The following is a 16,602-nucleotide window of genomic DNA, read 5'->3' as shown; positions in this document are numbered from 1 at the left end:
TTTTAAGGTGCTTTAGCTCCTATTTTGTTAATAAGCTCAAGAACCGATTTTTGAGTACTTGTATCTGCTGTATCGACTTTAAAATATATTTCTACTCTATTATTTTCTAGAGCTTGTGGATTTCCATTGATGGGATTATTAAGCCCGTAGCTTTTAATGCTAATGTTTTTTAAATTTGCTCCACCTTCTATAAAATATTTTAATACATTTTCTGCTCTTTGATAGGCGAGTTCATAACTTCTTATAATAGAGTCGCTATTGTCTGTATAGCCTCTAATTTCTATTTTTGCTTGAGGTGGCAAATATGTTGTTAGTTCAGCCATACGTTTTAAATAATCTTGTATATCAGCTGAAACGATTTGAGCACTACCTCTTTCAAATTCAACTTTAGATGGAAGGTTAAGAGCAACCTGATTGTCGCTTTGATCTAGAGCTGCTTGAAGACGTTTGATGGTTTCTTGCTGTGTCATAGTCATTTGTTTTAACGATTTGAGTTCATCACTTTCTTCTTTTGATGCACCCTTATATTTTTCTTGGGTTTTACTTTCTTCTTTGACTGTTTGAGTAGAGGTATAATCAAAGATTTTAACAAATTCGGTTTTTAAAGCCTCTACTTTAGCAGGATTTGTTTTAGAAATTGCCCAAAGAGCAATAAAAAGTGCCAAAAGCAAACTTAGAAAGTCTGCATAAGGTACAGCCCATTTTTCACCTGCAGGACATTCTGGACATTTATGTTTCTTGGCCATTTTTAACCTTTGTCAAATTGTGAAATTTTTGGATCATCGTGACTTAAGAAATTAAAAAGCTTAGCTTCCAAATCTCTAGGATTCGCACCTTCTGCAATTCCTTTTATGGCTTCAGTGATGACAATTTGCTCTTTTACAAGATCCATTCCATTAGCTTTCATTTTTCTTCCCCAAGGTGCAAAAAGCGCATAAGCACCAAAAATCCCAGTAACCGTAGCTGTAAAAGCACCTGAAATACCCGCTGCCATTGCTTGAGGATTATCTAGCAATTTAAGAGCTAGAATAAGACCAAAAACCGCTCCAACAAGTCCCATGGTAGGGCAAGTTTCTCCAAATACTATCCAATATTCTGCGCATTCTTTATAATGCTCTTCAAGTTGTTCGGTTTGTATTTCCATGCTTTCGTGAATTTCTTCAAAGCTTTTACCATCTACAAGCATCATCATAGCATTTTTTAAAAATTCATTTTCAATCTCATTGGTTCTTGATTCTAATGCTAAAAGACCATCTCTTCTTGCAATAATAGCAAATTCTATTAACTGAGCTATCCTTTCAGGTAGATTTACTCCAGAACCTTTAAAGACAACTTTGAGTTCTTTATAAGCTGCTTTTACAATTTTTTTATGTGTAGAAGTCATTGCACAAAATGCAGCCGTTGGCATAACTATAAGAAAGGAAGAAAGGTGAATAACATGTAAAGGATTTCCTCCTTCTAATATATCTCCTACTGAAATACTAGTAACTGCGAGCACCATTCCCAGTATGGTTGAAAGATCCATTAAATATCTCCTTGATTATTTTAAATCGCCCCAATTTTTGGCGATACTTGAGCTTGTTTTTAATTTTACTTTTAATTTTACTATATTTTCCATAATATCTCTAGTTTTTTTTACAAAATTTTCACATAAATCATCTTTTACTTCAAAAATTAATTCATCGTGAATTTGCAAAATAAGCTTTTTGTCTTCATTTAATTCTTTATTGATTTCTAGCATTGCAAGTTTGATTACATCAGCTGCTGAGCCTTGTAAGATTGAATTAATGCTTTCTCTTTCATACATGGCAATTTGCATAGGTTTTGCGTTTTCAAAATCAAAATAACGCTTGCGACCGCTTAAAGTAGTGATAAAACCATTTTGTTTAGCTTTGTTTTTAACTGTTTCAAAATATTTCTTAATACTAGTAAAATTTTCAAAATATTTTTCTATGTAAGATTTGGCTAAATGAGCTTCTATTTTTAAATTTTGACTTAAAGTTTTATAGCCCATGCCATAAATAAGTCCAAAATTTATACTTTTTGCAACACTTCTGGTTTCATAATTGCTTTCTCCAAAAATCATTATAGCTGTTCTTGCATGTATATCTTCATTGTTAGCAAAAGCATTTAAAAGTTTTTCATCTTCGCTAAAATGCGCAAGCATTCTCAGTTCGATTTGAGAATAATCAAGAGAGATAAAACTAAATCCATCTTTAGCTACAAAGCAAGATTTATAATCTTTTGCGTATTGTCCGTGTGCAGGAATATTTTGCAAATTTGGATCTTTAGATGAAAGGCGTCCTGTAGCGGTTCCAGTCTGTAAAAAACTTGAATAAATACGTGAATTTTTATCTTTTAACGCTAGTTTTAACAAAGGTTCGCAATAAGTGGAATAAAGTTTGGCAAGTTCTCTATAATCTAAAATTTTGGCAATTACAGGATGTTTATCTAAAAGTGCATTTAAAACTTTTTCATCGGTAGAATATCCTGTTTTTCCTTTTTTTCCACTTGGAAGTTTAAGTTTTTCAAAAAGTATATCACCTACTTGTTTAGGTGAGTTTAGGTTAAATCTATCCTCGCAAAGAGTATAAATTTCTTCACTTAAATTTTTGATTTCATTTTCAAATTTTTTCATAAGGATTTCAAGTGCATTTGTGTTAAGTTTTATCCCATTTTCTTCCATCGTCATAATGATTTTAATGAAATCAAATTCGCAGTTTTTAGCAAGTTCTAATAAAGGAGTTTCAAGATTTTTTAAAAAATAAAGATAAAATCTTAAAGTGATATAAGCATCTTCCGCAGCATATTTGCAAGCTTTTTCAAGCTCTACACTTGCAAAATTTTCTCCTTTTTTAACAAGGCTTTCAAAATGTAAGGTTTCATAATTAAAAAGTCTTAAAGCTAAATCATCCATATTTACTCTTAAAGAAGGATTTTTAAGCCATGCTAAAATCATTGTATCTGCGTATTTTTGAGGTAAATTTAATCCAAAATTATTTTGAATGATTTTAAAATCATATTTGAGATTGTGTCCTATAACAAAATGATTAAAGATTACTTCTATAGCTTTTTTGGCGCTTTGCAATGAGATTTGCTCACCTACTCCAAGATAATTATGGGTTAAAGGCACGTAAAAAGCTTCATTTTCACTCATGCAAAAACTAAAACCAACAATTTTTGCTTCTTTTGTATCAAGTCCTGTGGTTTCGGTATCAAAAGCAATAATACTTTCTTTATCAAGGGTATTTAAAATTTCAAAAAGTTTGTTTTCATCTTGTATTAAAGTGGCTTTAAAACCTAAATTTTTATCTTTATTATCAGGATTTTGACGCAGTTTTTTAAGTAAAGTATTAAGTTCGTAATGTTCTAAAATTTCAAGTATTTTTAAAAGAGGTTCTTCATCAGGATAAGTTGCTTTTTCTATAAGATCTTGCACTTCTAAATTTTCATATAAAGAAGCTAGTTTTTTGCTTAAAAATGCATTTTCCTTACCCTCTAAAAGCAAGTTACGACTTCTTTCATTGCGTATTAGAGTTAAATTTTCATAAATTCCTTCTATGCTACCAAATTCATCAAGTAAGGTTTTAGCCCCTTTTGCACCTATACCTTTAACGCCTGGAATATTATCAGAACTATCTCCGCAAAGAGCTAAAAAATCTCTGATTTGATGAGGTTTTACTCCGTATTTTTCTAAACACGCTGCTTCATCATAGTCGTTTTTAGAAATAGGACTGTAAATGCTTGTTTTACCATCTTTTATGAGCTGATAAAGATCTTTATCTTGAGTGATAATGCGTACAAAAATATCCCTATCTTCACAAGTTTTTACAAAAGAAGCGATGATATCATCGGCTTCATAACCTTCTTGAGAAACGCTTATAAAACCCATTTTTTCTATCATCTCTATGCAAATTGGAATTTGTTCTAGAAGTTCAGGTGGTGGTGGAGTGCGATTTTGTTTATAGTTTGGATCAATTTCGCTACGAAAAGTTTTTCCTTTGGAGTCTAATGCAAAAACAATATAATCACTTTTATGTTCATTTTTTAAGCTATAAATAAAATTTGCAAAACCGCTAATCATTCCACTAGCTTGTCCTTGTGAATTTTTAAAGCCTTTTAATGCGTAGTAAAGTCTGAAAAAAAATCCAAAAGTATCAATAATAGTTAAAGTTTTCATAATAATTTCTTCTTTTGATAAAATATATTTTTAAGTTGTATTATTTCAAAATTTTGCTTAAAATGTCTACAATTTAAGATCTTTAAGCAAAAACACTGCAATTTTTAGCCATAATTACAAATTATTTATAAAAAAATATATTAAAATATAAGGATAATGTAATGACAAATCAGCAAATTGATGGAATTGCGGATAAGAATTTTAACACACCTGAAGGTAGGAAAGTTTTTAAAAAGGCAGTTTTTTCTTGCTGGTTGGGAACTGCTATGGAATATGCAGATTTTGCACTTTATGGTTTAGCAGCTGCAACAATTTTTTCAGAAGTGTTTTTTCCTGAGCAAACTCCAGTAATTGCACTTTTGCTTAGTTTTGTAACTTATGGCATAGGTTTTATTGCAAGACCTATTGGGGCTTTGTTTTTTGGTTATTTAGGTGATAAACACGGAAGAAAAAATGTTATGATGGCTACAATAGCTTTAATGGGAATTTCAACTACTCTTATAGGTTTTATTCCAAGCTATGCAGTGATTGGTGTTTGGGCGCCTATTTGTTTGGTTATATTACGTTTTATGCAGGGTTTTGGTGCAGGAGCTGAACTTTCAGGTGGAACAGTTATGCTAGGAGAATATGCTCCTAGCAAGAGAAGAGGGCTTGTTTCTTCTGTGATTGCCTTAGGATCAAATAGCGGAACTTTGCTTGCGTCTTTTGTATGGCTTTTGATGGTGCAAATGGATGAAGCAAGTTTTAAAGAATGGGGCTGGAGAGTTCCTTTTATGGGAAGTATTTTAATCGCTCTTTTTGCTGTATATATTCGTTTTCATGTCAAAGAAACCCCTGTTTTTGAAAAGCAAAAAAATGAGATGATGAAATTGCGTCTTAATAACGAAAAGCATATGAAAAAAGATGAAAGAAGTTTTTGGCAAAGAAGTCGTGCTTTTTGGACTATGGTGGGCTTAAGAATAGGTGAAAATGGACCTTCTTATCTTGCGCAAGGTTTTATTGTAGGTTATGTGACTAAAATTTTACTTTTAGACAAATCAGTAGCTACTACAGCAGTGATGATAGCTTCATTGGTGGGTTTTTTGGTTATTCCTTTGGCAGGTTATTTAAGTGATAGATTTGGAAGACGTATTACTTATAGAATATTTTGTTTGCTTTTGATGATTTATGCTTTTCCTGCTTTTATGCTTTTAGATAGTAAAAATGAAATTATTGTGATTTTAACTATTATTGTAGGTATGTCTTTAGCATCTTTAGGGATTTTTGGTGTGCAAGCGGCTTGGGGTGTGGAGCTTTTTGAGGTAAAAAACCGTTATACAAAAATGGCTTTTGCTAAGGAGCTAGGTTCTATTCTTTCAGGAGGAACAGCACCTATGGTGGCTTCTGCTTTACTTGCGTATTATGGTACTTGGTGGCCTATCGCAACGTATTTTGTATTAACTGCAGGTATAGGTTTTGTGACTACATTTTTTGCGCCAGAAACTAGAGGCAGGGATTTAAATAAAATAGAAGATGCAATATGAGACTTATCTTAGACACGGATATAGGCAATGCTATTGCGGGAGCAAATACTGATGATGGTTTAGCGCTTGCTTTGATTTTGGCATCTAAAGAAATCAAACTTGAAATGCTAAGCACGGTTTGTGGTAATGTTCCAAGCCTTGTTGCCTATAGTGTGGCTAAGGATTTATTTAAACGTTTAAATTTAAATATTCCTGTTTATTTAGGAGCGAATGAAGCCCTAAAAGAACCAAGTAAAGCTTGGCGTCAAAGACTTGATGAAAGTGTAAAAAATTTTAAACTTGAATATCTTTGGGAAAATATAAAAAGTCCCGAAATTTTAGAAAATATAAATCCTGATGCGATTTTTAAAATGGGTGAGTTGGTGAGTAAAAATCCTAAAGAAATTTCTATTTGTGCGATAGGACCTTTGACAAATATCGCTATGACTATGAAAATTTTTAAAGATTTTGATATAAATCTTAAAGAGCTTTTTATTATGGGCGGTAGTTTTGATATGCCTTATTATACTAAAGATACAAATTTTGGTTTCGATCCTGAGGCGGCTAGTATAGTGTTAAATTCAAGAGCTAAAATTACACTCGTACCTTATAATGTAACCATGCAGACTTTATTGACTCATGAGGATTTAAAAGAGTTGCAAGCTAAGAATATTTTATGCGATTTTATCGTTGAAACTTTAGGTGTTTGGATTGATTATGCCTCTAAAACACGTGGTACAAAGGGAACTTGGATACATGACGCTTTAACGATAGCTTATGCATTAGATTCTAGTATTGCAGATTTTGATGAGTGTTATGCTGATGTTATTTGCGATAGTTCTTTGGCAAGAGGTATGAGTTGGCGTTGCTTTAAAGAACCAAAAATGAGTATGGGGGTGGATTTAAGCACTAAAAATTGTGTTAAAATTTTAAAAAATGTAGATAATACAAAGCTTTTAAAACTTATAAAAGAGAGGCTTTTAAAAGGAGTTTGCTATGAAAATTATGAAAGCATAACGACTTAATTTTCCAAGTAAGATAAAAAATATAGTTTTTAAAAAAGAATATTTCGCAAAACCAAGTCCTAAGGCAAAAAGATCTCCCACTAAAGGTAAAAAAGTAAAAAAAGCAAATATACTTCCAAATTTAGCAAAATTAGCATTGAAATTTTCTAATTTTTTTAAGGATTTGCTAAAGTATTTTTCTAAAATTTTTTGCTTACCAAGATAAGCCAAGCCATAAGTACTTAAACTTCCTAAGGTATTACCCAAAGTGGCTACGATAAGCACTAAATTTGGATTAAAATCAAGTTTTATAAAGCCTAAAACAAAGGCTTCACTTGCTAAGGGTAATAGTGTGCTTGAAAGAAAACACACTATAAAAAGTCCTAAATAACTTATATCATTATATAAAAAATCAAACATAAAATTATGATTTTTGTGTATTTTTAAGCTCTAAGTCTAGATAATATCCTGTGTAAGAACGGGTTTTTTTGTGTTCTTTAGCGACTTTTTCCACGCTTCCTGTGCTTATAACTTTTCCACCTTTAACTCCGCCTTCAGGCCCCATATCGATAATATAATCAGCATTTTTAATCACATCTAAATTATGCTCTATTACAAAAACCGAATTTTTAAGATCAACCAAATGTTGTAAAACTAAGATGAGTTTATTGACATCTTCAAAATGCAGTCCTGTTGTAGGTTCATCAAGTATATAAAGCGTTTTTCCTGTATCGCTACGGCTTAGTTCTTTAGCAAGTTTGATTCTTTGTGCTTCACCTCCACTTAAGGTGGTGGCATTTTGTCCTAGGGTTAGATAGTCTAAACCCACTTTTACTAGAGTGTCTAATTTTTGCTTGATTTTAGGAACGGCTGTAAAAAATTCACACGCTTCTAAAACACTCATATTTAAAATTTCACTGATATTTTTGCCTTTATATTTGATTTCTAGAGTGGCATCATTGTAGCGTTTGCCCTGACAAGTATCACAAACTACCATAACATCAGGTAAAAAATGCATTTCTATTTTGATTTCTCCATCTCCGCTACACTTCTCACATCTTCCACCCTTGACATTAAAAGAAAAGCGTCCTGCTTTATAACCACGCATTTTAGCTTCTTTAGTGGCGGCAAAAAGATTTCTGATTTCATCCATAGCGCCTGTATAGGTGGCAGGATTTGAACGTGGTGTGCGTCCAATTGGGCTTTGATCAAGATAAATGACTTTATCAAGTTTTTCAAGTCCTTCTATTTGCACCCCACCAAGTTTTTTAACTTTTTTAGCGCGGTTTAATTCCTCTTGTGCAAAAGGAAGTAGGGTTTGAAGTATCAAAGAACTTTTTCCAGAACCTGAAACTCCTGTTATAGCGACTAAATTTTGTAAAGGAAATTTTACGCTTAAATCTTGAATATTGTTAATATTTACATTTTTAAGCTCTAGCCATTCTTTTTGTGCTCTGTTTTGAAGTTGTGAAATTTGTTTTTTACCATTCATATAAAGTGCAGTTTCGCTTTTGCTTTTTAAAAGTTCTTTATAAGTTCCACTAAATACAACCTCACCTCCAAATTTTCCTGCTTTTGGGCCAATATCTACAATAAAATCTGCTTCTTCTATAGTCATTTTATCATGCTCTACGACAATTAGGGTATTGCCCTTTTGTTGTAAATTTCTTAAAGTTTTAATCAGTTTTGCAGTATCTCTTTCATGAAGTCCTATGCTAGGCTCATCTAAGACATACATCACTCCGCTTAAACCACTGCCAATTTGTGAAGCTATGCGGATTCTTTGTGCTTCACCCCCACTAATCGTTCTTGCATCGCGCCCTAAGGAAAGATAACCTAGCCCCACATCATACAAGAAAAACAATCTTTCGTTGATTTCTTTTAGGATAGGTTTAGAAATAAGTTTTTGTTGCTCGCTTAAATAAGAAAAATTTTTCGCATCTGCAAAAAAGGCCGTACTATCTTCTATGCTCATATCTAAAATTTCGCCCAAGCCTTTTTTGGCTACTTTCACGGCTAAACTTTCGGGTTTTAAACGATGCCCACTGCAGTCTTTACAAATTTTTTCACTCATATATTCGGCTAAATCTTTTTCATCTTTTAGCATTTCATAAGCCATTTTAACTACGCCTTCAAAGGTGCGTTTTAGACGATTTCTTTTCCAAAGAAATTCTATGGTTTTGGCATTACCATACAATACAAGGCGTTTTTGTTCTTCGCTTAATTGCATAAAAGGTATTTTGATAGGAATTTCATTTTGTTCGCAAAAGGCGATTAGGAATTTATAATAATAACTTTTGTTAAAACCATACATGATTTTAACAGCACCATTTTCGAGGCTTAAATTTTCATCGATAATTTTTTTCATATCTAAAGTATAACGAATGCCAAGTCCATCACAAGCTTCGCATGCTCCTTTTGGAGAATTAAAAGAAAAGCTTAAAGGTTCAAGTGGAACAAAGGAAATTTTACAATCAAAACAAGCACAGTGTTCGCTAAAATGATAGTGTTTATTAAGGTTTATTTCCTCATGATTTAAAACTTCTATTTCTATTTCTCCAAAGCTTTCTTGTAAGCCTTTTTCTATATCGCTTGCAAGACGAGAAAGTAAATCTTCTTGAATTTCAAGCCTATCTATGACAAGTTTAATGGTGTGTTTTTTGGTTTTGGCCAGTTCAATTTCTTCATCAAGTCTTACCAAAACTCCATCGATTTGAGCTCTTACATAGCCTTTGTTGCGTAAATTTTCAAGCAAATCTGCATAAGTTCCTTTTTTTTCTCGTATGAGTGGGGCGTAGATGATGATTTTTGCACCTTTTGGAAATTTTAAAATTTCACTGACTATATCACTTGCACTCATAGATGAGATTTTTTGTCCGCATTGATGACAATGTTGAATGCCAACTCTTGCGTATAAAAGTCTTAGATAATCATAAATTTCAGTGATGGTTCCTACAGTAGAGCGTGGATTTTTAGAAGTGGTTTTTTGATCTATAGCAATGGCTGGAGTTAAACCTTCGATTTTATCGACATCAGGTTTGCCTACCTTATCTAAAAATTGTCTAGCATAAGCGCTTAAACTTTCTATGTAACGGCGTTGTCCTTCAGCATAAAGAGTTCCAAAAGCAAGGGTTGATTTTCCACTTCCACTCAGTCCTGTAAAAACAATGAGTTTGTTTTTGGGAATTTCAAGGTGGATATTTTTTAGGTTATTTTCTCTTGCACCAATGATTTTTATGGTATCGTTCATAGTCTTTCCTAAACATTAAATAAATTTAAGATTTTAGCATAATAATATTAAAAGAACTTGGATAAATCCAAGTTAAAAATTTATAAGATTTAGCTTATTAAGTAAAGAGTGGGTGGTTCCAAGTATTGATAAGGCATATACGCAAAGTAAAATTTTTCTATGAGCTGAAATATGCATTTTTTCTATGATTTTAATTCCTATAAAAACTCCAACCATAGAAGCTATACCTACTAGTATTCCTTTATGAATAACTTCAGAGTCTATAACTCCAGAATTTGAAAAAGATATAATACCAGAGACTGAAGCAAAAATAACAAAAAACAAGGATAAAGAAACAACTTTTTTACTATCATAGCCTAAAAAATAAGCTAAAATCGGAGCAATTAAAAGTCCACCACCAATTCCCAAAGAAATAGCAAAAATACCAGTAAAAGCTCCAGCAATAAATAAAATGACATTTTTTACCCAAACGCTTCTTTGATTTTGCACAATGTTTTCTTTAATTCCAAAAGCATATTTGATAAAAAATATACAACTTACTGCTAAAAATACACTAGTAAGAGCTACATCACTTAAAGCTTTTAAAAGCATTCCGCTAAAGCTTGCTCCTATGAGTCCTCCAAAACCTATCATAATACCATCTTTAAGATTTAGATTTTTTTTCTTATAATTAATATAAGAGCCAAAAACTGCTGCAAAAATCATTTGCAATACTGAAATTCCGATAGCATGGTGAGCACTTGCTCCAAGTGCGAACATAGAAGGAACGATAATCATACCTCCACCAATGCCAAAAAGTCCAGAAGCAATACCTGAAATGATTCCTATGATTAGATAAGGTAAATCTGTGATTTCCATAGCTTTTCCTAAAAAATATTAAATATTTCAAATACGGAATAATTTTATCTTATTAAGCTAAGTATTATCTTAGTTTTTTATAACAATAGAATATTTTTTGGTAACTTTAAGCATCGTAAAAATGTTTCAAAATATTATAAAATATAAAGATTTTATAATATTTATTTTAAATTTAAAGCAAAATTTATATTTATTGATTAAAATTAATTTAGACTTTAAAAATTTTCATAAAAGTCTTAATTTTTGAAATATTTTATAAGAAAGGTAAAAGATGAGTGAAAATGATTTTTTTAGTAATTCTTTGATTTTAAAACTTACACATACTCTTCGCTCTTGGCGTTTCTAAACTTCTTTTTATCTAAATTTTTTCTTTAATATTATTTTAATTTATTTTTTAAAAAAAGGTTTATTATGTTTGTTAAAAATGTAAATTTTTATTACAGACAAATCCTTGAAAAATTTGAAAATTCTTATTTTGCAGAGGATTTGACTAAGGTAATTATAGGGATTGATTGTGATTATTTAGATGCTAATGAATTATCATTTAGCGAGTTTAAGGCAAAATATTATGAAGCTTTAAGCAAGAATAAAATTTGCGACTTTGCTGGATTTTTTGGAGTTTTTAGTGCAAATTTTGTATCTTTGTTTGAAAAAATTCCACTTTCTTCTAAGAAAAATTATGATTTTCCTTTATTTTTATTTGCCAATGCTAAAGCTTATTTGATTTATGAGAAAAATAGCAAGATGTTTTTTAAATTTGGTGCTTCAAAATATTTTGAATATTTAAAAGATGATATTGAACCAATGAAAAAGAAACAAAAAAATGATTTTGAAATTTTAAACTCTTTAGAAGATGAGAAAAATGATTTTTTAAAAATGTGTGAAAAAGCTAAAGAATATCTTTTAAGTGGAGATATTTTTCAAGTGGTCTTAAGTAAGCAACTTTGCATCAAGCATCAAGTAAATGCTTTTGATTATTATGAGAGTTTAAGTGTTTTAAATCCAAGTGCTTATATGTTTTATTTTCCAAGCAAATATGGCGTTGTTTTAGGTTCTTCTCCAGAGTTTTTATTAAAAATTAAAAAAAGAGAGATTTATTTAGCCCCTATTGCAGGAACTAGAAATTTGGAAAATAACTGTGATCTTTTAGCTTTAGAAAAAGATCTTTTAAGTGACGAAAAAGAACTTAGTGAACATAAGATGCTTGTAGATTTAGCAAGAAATGATGCTTCTAAATTTGGCACTCAAACAAGAGTGGAAAATCTTTTTTCTATTATTAAAAATAAATTTGTAATGCACATAGTGAGTGAAGTGTATGCCAATATGAAAGAAGATGCGAGTATTTTTGATGTGATTGAAGCAGTTTTTCCAGCAGGAACTTTAAGCGGAGCTCCTAAAATAAGAGCTTTAGAGATCATTAGTGAGCTTGAAGATTGCGATCGTGGAATTTATGGTGGTGCAGTAGGATTTTTAAATTTTAACGAAGACATAACTTTAGCGATTTTAATTCGTTGCGCTTTTTTTACTCAAGATAAGGCTTATTTGGCAAGTGGGGCGGGTATTGTTTTGCAAAGTGAGAGTCAAAAAGAATATGCAGAAATTTGTGCTAAACGCAAGGCGCTTTTGGTAGCTTTTGAAAATTTAAAAAAGGAAAATCAATGATACTTTTAATTGATAATTATGATTCTTTTGTTTTTAATGTTAAAAGCATGTTAGAACAACTCAGCAATGATGAAATTTTAGTAAAAAGAAATGATGAAATTTCGCTGAGCGAAATTAAAAATTTAAATCCTACTCATATTATTTTAAGTCCTGGTCCAAAGCATCCAAGTCAAAGTGGGATTTGTCTTGAAATTTTTAAAGCAAGGCTTAATATCCCTGTTTTGGGAATTTGTTTGGGACATCAAGCTTTAGCTTTGGCTTTTGATTCTTTAGTGGTTAAAATGCAAGAGCCTATGCATGCAAAAAATTCTTTGATAAAACAGTGCAGGGAAAATGAATTATTTTCTAACTTGCCTTCAAATTTTAGCGTGATGCGTTATCATTCTTTAGAGATTAAACAGCTTGGTGATGAGCTTGAAATTTTAGCCCTTGATGAAAAGGGTGTGATTATGGCTTTGGGGCATAAAAATTTACCTTATTATGGTGTGCAATTTCACCCTGAAAGCTATTTTAGTGAATATGGCTTACAACTTTTTTTTAATTTTTTAAAACAAGATATAAAAAAATCACAAAAACAAGAAAATCCTCTAAGTTTTTATTTGCAAAAAATGAGTGAAAATCATTTTTTGCAAAGCGATGATTTTGAGCAAATTTGTAAGATTATTATGTCTAAAGATTATGAAATTTTACAAGTAGCGGCTTTATTGATTTTAATCACTGAAAAGTCTTTAAACGAAAAATCTTTAAGTGCTTTTGTAAGACAAATTTTAAGATATTCTCAAACTTTTAGTGATGAGAGTGAGATGATTGATATTTGTGGAACAGGTGGAGATGGTTTTAAAAGTATCAATGTTTCTACGACTAGTGCTTTTATTTTAGCAGCTTTAGGAGTAAAAGTAGCCAAACACGGAAATCGTGCCATTTCAAGTTCTAGTGGAAGTACAGATGTGTTAGAAGCTTTAAGTATAACTACTCCAAATACTTTAGAATCAGTTTTAAAACAACTAAACAATCAAGGGCTTAGTTTTTTACATGCTCCATTTTTCCATCCTTTAGTAGGAGAACTTAAAGAGATTAGATCAAGGCTTGGAGTAAGAACGGTTTTTAATGTTTTAGGTCCTTTATTGCACCCTAATTTAAAGTTAAAATATCAACTTATGGGAAATTATCACGCACCTGTGCATAGGCTTTTGATAGAGGTTTTAAAAAATTTAGGACGCAAAAAAGCTTTAGTGGTAAGAGGAAATGATGGTATGGATGAGCTTAGTATTTGCGATGAAAGTAAAATTTATGAACTTTGTGAAGGAGAAATTTTAGAGTATTCTATCTGTCCTGAACAATTTGGTTTTAAAAGAGCTTTTCATAGTGAAATCATAGGGTCTAGTGCATATGAAAACGCTAAGGATTTAAAAGATATTTTAAGTGGTAAAATGCAAGGGGCAAAATTTGATTTAGTAGTTTTAAATGCTATGTTTGCACTTTATACAGCCAATAAAGCAAGTTCGCCTTTAGTGGCTAAAGATATGATTTTAGAAGCCATTTATTCAGGTAAGGTTATAGAGTATTTTAAGGAGTATCAAGCTTATGTTAAAGCTTAAAATTTGTGGCATTAAAGATGAAAAAAATGCCAAAGATTTAGCTTTTTTAAATATTGATTTTTTTGGACTTATTTTTGCTAAAAGTCCAAGAAGAGTGAGTTTAGAACAAGCAAGAAATTTGAGTGCAATTTTTCATGAAAAAGATAAAAAAGTTGTCGGTGTTTTTGTAGATGAAAATTTAGAACAAATTTTAAGATGTATTAAAGAAGCTAAGCTTGATGGAGTACAAATTTATCGCACTATTACCAAAGAAGAATTTGAAATTTTAAAGGTGCAAAATGTTTTTGTATGGCAGGTGATAAGTGTGGAAGATAGTTTAGATTTAAAAAGTGAAATTTTTGCTGATTTAGTGCTTTTTGATGCTAAGGGAATTTTAAAGGGCGGTAATGGAATAAGTTTTAATTGGACTTTATTAAGTTCTTATACTAAAGATTTTGCATTAGCTGGAGGCATAGGTTTGGACAATATTCATAAGGCTGTAAAAACAGGAGCTAAAATTTTAGATCTTAATTCAAAACTTGAAGATGAAAAAGGCTTAAAAGATATCAACAAAATAAAACAAATTTTAAAGGAGCTGAAAAAATGAAAAAAGCATATTATGGGGATTTTGGTGGGCAGTTTTTGCCTGAAAGTGCAATGTTTGCTTTAAATGAGCTAGAAGGTGCTTTTTTGAAATTTTCTAAAGATAAACTCTTTAAAAAAGAATTAAACGAGCTTTTAAAAACTTATGTGGGGCGTCCTACTCCGCTTTATTTTGCTAGAAATTTAAGCAAAAAATATCAGCATGAAATTTATTTAAAACGCGAGGATTTAAATCATACTGGAGCACATAAAATCAATAATGCCATCGCTCAAGCCCTTTTAGCAAAAAAAATGGGAAAGAAAAAAATCATAGCAGAAACAGGAGCAGGTCAACACGGACTTGCAACAGCCACTGCAGCAGCACTTTTAGGACTTGAATGTGAAATTTACATGGGAGCAACTGATGTACAAAGACAGGCTTTAAATGTTTATAAAATGGAGCTTTTGGGTGCTAAAATTCATGCAGTACAAAGTGGGCTTAAAACTCTAAAAGAAGCTACTACTGCGGCTATTCAAGCTTGGGTTGGAGATATTAAAAATATTTTTTATGTGGTTGGAAGTGCGGTAGGTCCTTATCCTTATCCTAAAATGGTAACGCATTTTCAAAGCATTATAGGAAAAGAATGCAAAATGCAACTTCAAAAACTCAATAAAAAAGTAGATTATATTATTGCAGCTGTTGGGGGTGGAAGCAATGCAGCAGGAATATTTTATGATTTTATCAAAGATGAAAATGTTAAACTTATAGGTATTGAAGCAGGGGGGCTTGGCATCGATACACCTTATCATGCAGCGACTTTAAATAAGGGAAAAACAGGCATTATTCACGGTATGAAAACCAAGGTTTTACAAGATGATTTAGGCAATATCTTGCCTGTGCATAGTGTTTCTGCAGGGCTTGATTATCCAGGAATTGGTCCTTTGCATGCTTTTTTATTTGAAAGTAAAAGAGCGCAATATCATGCTATAAGTGATGAAGAATGTATGCAAGCTTTAAAATTACTTTGCAAAGAGGAAGGTATTATTGCAGCGATTGAAAGTTCGCATGCTTTAGCGTTTTTAGAAAAACTTTGTCCAACTTTAAAAAAGAAAAGCGTGATAGTAGTAAATCTTTCAGGTAGGGGAGATAAAGATATGCAAATGATTAGAGATTATAAAAAAGGGGTGATTTATGGTTGATTTTAGAAAATTTTATAAAGAAAATGCAAATGTGGCTTACACGGTTTTAGGTTATCCAAATCTTCAAACAAGTGAAGCTTTTTTGCAAAGATTAGATCAAAGCCCTATTGATATTTTAGAACTTGGTGTTGCTTATAGTGATCCTATTGCCGACGGTGAGATTATTGCAGATGCGGCAAAAATAGCTCTTGATCAAGGTGTAGATATTTACAATGTTTTTGAGCTTTTAGCTAGGATCAAAACTAAAAAAGCTTTGATTTTTATGGTTTATTATAATCTAATTTTTTCTTATGGCTTGGAAAAATTTGTGAAAAAAGCAAAATCTTTAGGGATTTGTGCTTTGATTGTACCTGAATTAAGTTTTGAAGAAAGTGATGATTTGATTAAAGAGTGTGAAAGATATAATATAGCTTTAATCACGCTTGTAAGCGTTACAACCCCTAAAGAAAGGGTTAAAAAGTTGGTAAAACATGCTAAAGGTTTTATTTATTTATTAGCAAGCATAGGTATTACAGGTACAAAAAGTGTCGAAGAAGCAATCTTACAAGATAAAGTAAAAGAAATCAGATCTTTTACAAATTTGCCTATTTTTGTAGGTTTTGGCATTCAAAATAATCAAGATGTAAAAAGAATGAGAAAAGTTGCTGATGGAGTGATTGTGGGAACTAGTATAGTAAAGTGTTTTAAACAAGGAAATTTGGATATAATAATGAAAGATATTGAAGAAATTTTCAAAAAATAAAATTTTAAAACATATTTTTATTTTATATTTACTATAATTTTAAAT

14 protein-coding genes are annotated in these 16,602 nt (G+C 31.2%); 8 read left to right on the top strand and 6 right to left on the bottom strand.

What is annotated here, in order from left to right:
* Positions 1–2 precede the first annotated feature (2 nt).
* From motB to polA, 3 genes are read right to left on the bottom strand one after another with little or no spacing between them, the layout of a single operon-like run.
* Positions 3–746 (bottom strand): flagellar motor protein MotB, encoded by a 744-nt coding sequence (gene motB / locus ELQ10_RS02575; RefSeq protein ID WP_134250159.1) that lies wholly within the window; start codon positions 744–746, stop codon positions 3–5.
* A 2-nt stretch (positions 747–748) separates the two neighbouring features.
* Complete coding sequence (gene motA / locus ELQ10_RS02570) at positions 749–1,525, bottom strand: flagellar motor stator protein MotA (protein WP_002880492.1); 777 nt, start codon at positions 1,523–1,525, stop codon at positions 749–751.
* A 15-nt stretch (positions 1,526–1,540) separates the two neighbouring features.
* Positions 1,541–4,180, bottom strand: a complete 2,640-nt coding sequence (gene polA, locus ELQ10_RS02565; protein ID WP_134250158.1) for a DNA polymerase I — start codon at positions 4,178–4,180, stop codon at positions 1,541–1,543.
* Positions 4,181–4,341: 161 nt separating this feature from the next.
* Here polA and ELQ10_RS02560 point away from each other — a divergent pair, with 161 nt between their 5' ends.
* The gene (locus ELQ10_RS02560; protein ID WP_134250157.1) at positions 4,342–5,703 is read left to right on the top strand and encodes an MFS transporter; all 1,362 of its coding nucleotides are present in this window, start codon (positions 4,342–4,344) and stop codon (positions 5,701–5,703) included.
* Positions 5,700–6,707, top strand: a complete 1,008-nt coding sequence (locus ELQ10_RS02555; protein WP_134250156.1) for a nucleoside hydrolase — start codon at positions 5,700–5,702, stop codon at positions 6,705–6,707. The genes ELQ10_RS02560 and ELQ10_RS02555 overlap by 4 nt, the downstream gene beginning before the upstream one ends.
* Here the strand turns inward: ELQ10_RS02555 and ELQ10_RS02550 are convergent.
* The 3 genes from ELQ10_RS02550 to ELQ10_RS02540 form a co-directional block, all read right to left on the bottom strand.
* Positions 6,663–7,106 (bottom strand): YqaA family protein, encoded by a 444-nt coding sequence (locus ELQ10_RS02550; RefSeq protein WP_002866650.1) that lies wholly within the window; start codon positions 7,104–7,106, stop codon positions 6,663–6,665. The two genes, ELQ10_RS02555 and ELQ10_RS02550, sit on opposite strands and share 45 nt — an antisense overlap.
* A gap of 4 nt (positions 7,107–7,110) precedes the next feature.
* Complete coding sequence (uvrA, locus tag ELQ10_RS02545) at positions 7,111–9,936, bottom strand: excinuclease ABC subunit UvrA (RefSeq protein WP_134250155.1); 2,826 nt, start codon at positions 9,934–9,936, stop codon at positions 7,111–7,113.
* A 72-nt stretch (positions 9,937–10,008) separates the two neighbouring features.
* A complete protein-coding gene (locus ELQ10_RS02540) occupies positions 10,009–10,794 on the bottom strand; it encodes a sulfite exporter TauE/SafE family protein (RefSeq protein ID WP_002854334.1) in 786 nt (261 codons plus the stop codon).
* 121 nt (positions 10,795–10,915) lie between these two features.
* Here ELQ10_RS02540 and ELQ10_RS02535 point away from each other — a divergent pair, with 121 nt between their 5' ends.
* The 6 genes from ELQ10_RS02535 (at position 10,916) to trpA (ending at position 16,557) form a co-directional block, all read left to right on the top strand.
* A complete protein-coding gene (locus ELQ10_RS02535) occupies positions 10,916–11,041 on the top strand; it encodes a hypothetical protein (RefSeq protein WP_002854718.1) in 126 nt (41 codons plus the stop codon).
* 164 nt (positions 11,042–11,205) lie between these two features.
* Positions 11,206–12,456: an anthranilate synthase component I family protein gene (locus ELQ10_RS02530; RefSeq protein ID WP_134250154.1), complete on the top strand. Its 1,251-nt coding sequence runs from the start codon at positions 11,206–11,208 to the stop codon at positions 12,454–12,456.
* Positions 12,453–14,054, top strand: a complete 1,602-nt coding sequence (trpD, locus tag ELQ10_RS02525; protein WP_134250153.1) for an anthranilate phosphoribosyltransferase — start codon at positions 12,453–12,455, stop codon at positions 14,052–14,054. Before ELQ10_RS02530 ends, trpD begins: the two co-directional genes overlap by 4 nt.
* Entirely contained in the window at positions 14,041–14,640 is a 600-nt protein-coding gene (locus ELQ10_RS02520) for a phosphoribosylanthranilate isomerase (RefSeq protein WP_134250152.1), read from the top strand. Before trpD ends, ELQ10_RS02520 begins: the two co-directional genes overlap by 14 nt.
* The gene (gene trpB, locus ELQ10_RS02515; protein ID WP_002880484.1) at positions 14,637–15,815 is read left to right on the top strand and encodes a tryptophan synthase subunit beta; all 1,179 of its coding nucleotides are present in this window, start codon (positions 14,637–14,639) and stop codon (positions 15,813–15,815) included. Before ELQ10_RS02520 ends, trpB begins: the two co-directional genes overlap by 4 nt.
* Positions 15,808–16,557, top strand: coding sequence for a tryptophan synthase subunit alpha (trpA, locus tag ELQ10_RS02510; protein WP_134250151.1), 750 nt, complete (start codon positions 15,808–15,810; stop codon positions 16,555–16,557). The genes trpB and trpA overlap by 8 nt, the downstream gene beginning before the upstream one ends.
* Positions 16,558–16,602 lie beyond the last annotated feature (45 nt).

This window comes from Campylobacter sp. US42a (assembly GCF_004379055.1).
Lineage (GTDB): Bacteria > Campylobacterota > Campylobacteria > Campylobacterales > Campylobacteraceae > Campylobacter_D > Campylobacter_D jejuni.
Note: the sequence above shows the minus strand (reverse complement) of the source record. Positions and strands in the feature narration are given on the sequence as shown.

What these genes read in the sequence shown, in the direction of transcription:
- motB (WP_134250159.1), bottom strand. Translation starts at nt 746, where the DNA reads ATGGCCAAGAAACATAAATGTCCAGAATGTCCTGCAGGTGAAAAATGG.
- motA (WP_002880492.1), bottom strand. Translation starts at nt 1,525, where the DNA reads ATGGATCTTTCAACCATACTGGGAATGGTGCTCGCAGTTACTAGTATT.
- polA (WP_134250158.1), bottom strand. Translation starts at nt 4,180, where the DNA reads ATGAAAACTTTAACTATTATTGATACTTTTGGATTTTTTTTCAGACTT.
- ELQ10_RS02560 (WP_134250157.1), top strand. Translation starts at nt 4,342, where the DNA reads ATGACAAATCAGCAAATTGATGGAATTGCGGATAAGAATTTTAACACA.
- ELQ10_RS02555 (WP_134250156.1), top strand. Translation starts at nt 5,700, where the DNA reads ATGAGACTTATCTTAGACACGGATATAGGCAATGCTATTGCGGGAGCA.
- ELQ10_RS02550 (WP_002866650.1), bottom strand. Translation starts at nt 7,106, where the DNA reads ATGTTTGATTTTTTATATAATGATATAAGTTATTTAGGACTTTTTATA.
- uvrA (WP_134250155.1), bottom strand. Translation starts at nt 9,936, where the DNA reads ATGAACGATACCATAAAAATCATTGGTGCAAGAGAAAATAACCTAAAA.
- ELQ10_RS02540 (WP_002854334.1), bottom strand. Translation starts at nt 10,794, where the DNA reads ATGGAAATCACAGATTTACCTTATCTAATCATAGGAATCATTTCAGGT.
- ELQ10_RS02535 (WP_002854718.1), top strand. Translation starts at nt 10,916, where the DNA reads ATGTTTCAAAATATTATAAAATATAAAGATTTTATAATATTTATTTTA.
- ELQ10_RS02530 (WP_134250154.1), top strand. Translation starts at nt 11,206, where the DNA reads ATGTTTGTTAAAAATGTAAATTTTTATTACAGACAAATCCTTGAAAAA.
- trpD (WP_134250153.1), top strand. Translation starts at nt 12,453, where the DNA reads ATGATACTTTTAATTGATAATTATGATTCTTTTGTTTTTAATGTTAAA.
- ELQ10_RS02520 (WP_134250152.1), top strand. Translation starts at nt 14,041, where the DNA reads ATGTTAAAGCTTAAAATTTGTGGCATTAAAGATGAAAAAAATGCCAAA.
- trpB (WP_002880484.1), top strand. Translation starts at nt 14,637, where the DNA reads ATGAAAAAAGCATATTATGGGGATTTTGGTGGGCAGTTTTTGCCTGAA.
- trpA (WP_134250151.1), top strand. Translation starts at nt 15,808, where the DNA reads ATGGTTGATTTTAGAAAATTTTATAAAGAAAATGCAAATGTGGCTTAC.